Here is a 1,747-nt window from a genome sequence, read left to right on the forward strand (position 1 = left end):
GGTCAGCATCAAACGTATGACCGAAGCGGCCATCCCATAGCTTCTCCGGCTTATGCAGGAGTCCATTTTGGGTAAACGTTCCTTCCACATAGCCAGCCGAGATGCGTCCAAGCTTTTGCCTTTCAATTTGATCATAGAGCTTCGCAACCACGCTCCAATGCTCTGGATCATCGTCGTGCATACTGTTGCCGGTACCATCCATCGCCGCGACGTACAGCCGCTCGTGCGGCCTGTCCTCCTTGAGCAAGACAGGAATACGAAGCTGCGACAGATTTTGATCGGCGTGAATGAAGCTCTCGCGACCGGCGTCCCCCGCAAGCTCCACATCGATACCGCCGTCGCGGCGTCCCGAGTTTTTCCCAGAATCCATGACGAGCACTCCTTGCTCAATAGGTCCGACTGAATACCTTGATCAGGTCATCGCGGAAATCACTGTGGGGACGATCAGGAAACTGCGGTTTCTTCAACGCGATCATGTCCCTCATATAGACGTTGATGGTGCGGTCGTTGACCTCCAGGATGATGCCCGGTGTTCCGCTGGTGGCGGGATCCAGGGCATCTTCACGTGATACACGATGCCGAATCAGTTCATCCCGGAAGATCTCGCCAATGTCGATCTCCGCTTCAAGTGGTGTCCCGTCCTTCGAGCGCCATGTGACGTGTGCGGGCGGCGGGAAGTTCGGGATCGGACCACGGCCCGCGCTCAACAGCTTGTCGAGGGGTCGCCCATACGATGCAACCGAAGGTGAGGGCTCGTCTTTCGAGCCGTGACGGAAGCCTCGATAGAGGATCACGCACGATTGCGTGTCGAAGCAGTGGCCACCGAAGTAGTGCGCCCTGAACTTCAACGGCCATTCGGCACCGACGTTGGTGTAGTGGCCTTCCGGCAGCGCGGAAGAGGGGCCGGCTGAACTCGATTGACCCATGCTAGCGTGGCATCCTGTCGTGGCGACGGAGATCATCGCGGTGGTGGCGATGCTCCGGATGAGGCGTCGTTCCATGGAAACGTTCCGTGTCGGTGGACGTGTCGAACGTAGCGCGATGCATGGGTGCATGCAACGCGTCGGCACGCGTATCCGCGTGTAGCATCGCTTTCATGCAGGCGAATGCAGCGTCATCCAGCCGATGATGAATGTGAACAACGCCCCGCAGCGCGCGCAACGATGACCGACGATGCCCGATTCACGTTGCTCGCGTCCTACAACACGTGGATGAACCAGCGCCTCTACGCTCCCACAGCGACGTTGCCGCACGACGCTCTCGCCGCGGATCGTGGCCCCTTCTCCGGTCGATCCTGGCACGCTCAACCACCTGGCAGTCAACGACACCCTCTGGCTGAAGCGCTTTGCCGCACGCTCGACGGTACGCCGATGCCGACGGAACGGGATGCGGTGCCCTCCGCCACCTGTCCGCGTTGCACGCAGGCGCGCCTGGCTCGATGCGGCGATCGTGGAATGGATCGCCACGCTGGCGACGCCTGCCCGCTCGTCGCGGCTGGTCTACCAGAACATGAAGGGCGAGACCTTCGCACGGCGCCTGGATGGCCTGCTGACGCACCTGTCCAACCACCAGACACACCATCGGGACTAGGTCACCACGCTGCTGTCGCAGGCGGGCGTGGAGGTCGGCGTGACCGATTTGGTGAGGCTGGCGCCGGACGAGGCGTGAGCGTCAGGAATCGCGCGAGGCCAGCAGTCCGGCCAGCTGTTCGCGCAGGGAAACGACCTCGTCCTCCAGTGCTGTAACG

2 protein-coding genes and 1 pseudogene are annotated in these 1,747 nt (G+C 61.3%); 1 reads left to right on the forward strand and 2 read right to left on the reverse strand.

Features of this window, described 5'->3' with window-relative positions:
* Together AC04L7_RS18025 and AC04L7_RS18030 are read right to left on the reverse strand one after the other, a co-directional pair.
* Positions 1-370 (reverse strand): annotated as a pseudogene (locus AC04L7_RS18025) (hypothetical protein); the annotation flags it as partial.
* Between the two features lie 16 nt (positions 371-386).
* Complete coding sequence (locus AC04L7_RS18030) at positions 387-1,001, reverse strand: hypothetical protein (RefSeq protein WP_436000754.1); 615 nt, start codon at positions 999-1,001, stop codon at positions 387-389.
* 271 nt (positions 1,002-1,272) lie between these two features.
* Between AC04L7_RS18030 and AC04L7_RS18035 the strand changes: the two genes are divergently transcribed.
* Entirely contained in the window at positions 1,273-1,590 is a 318-nt protein-coding gene (locus AC04L7_RS18035) for a DinB family protein (protein WP_436000756.1), read from the forward strand.
* Positions 1,591-1,747: the final 157 nt, after the last annotated feature.

It is taken from the genome of Pseudoxanthomonas sp. LjRoot204_2 (assembly GCF_056175765.1).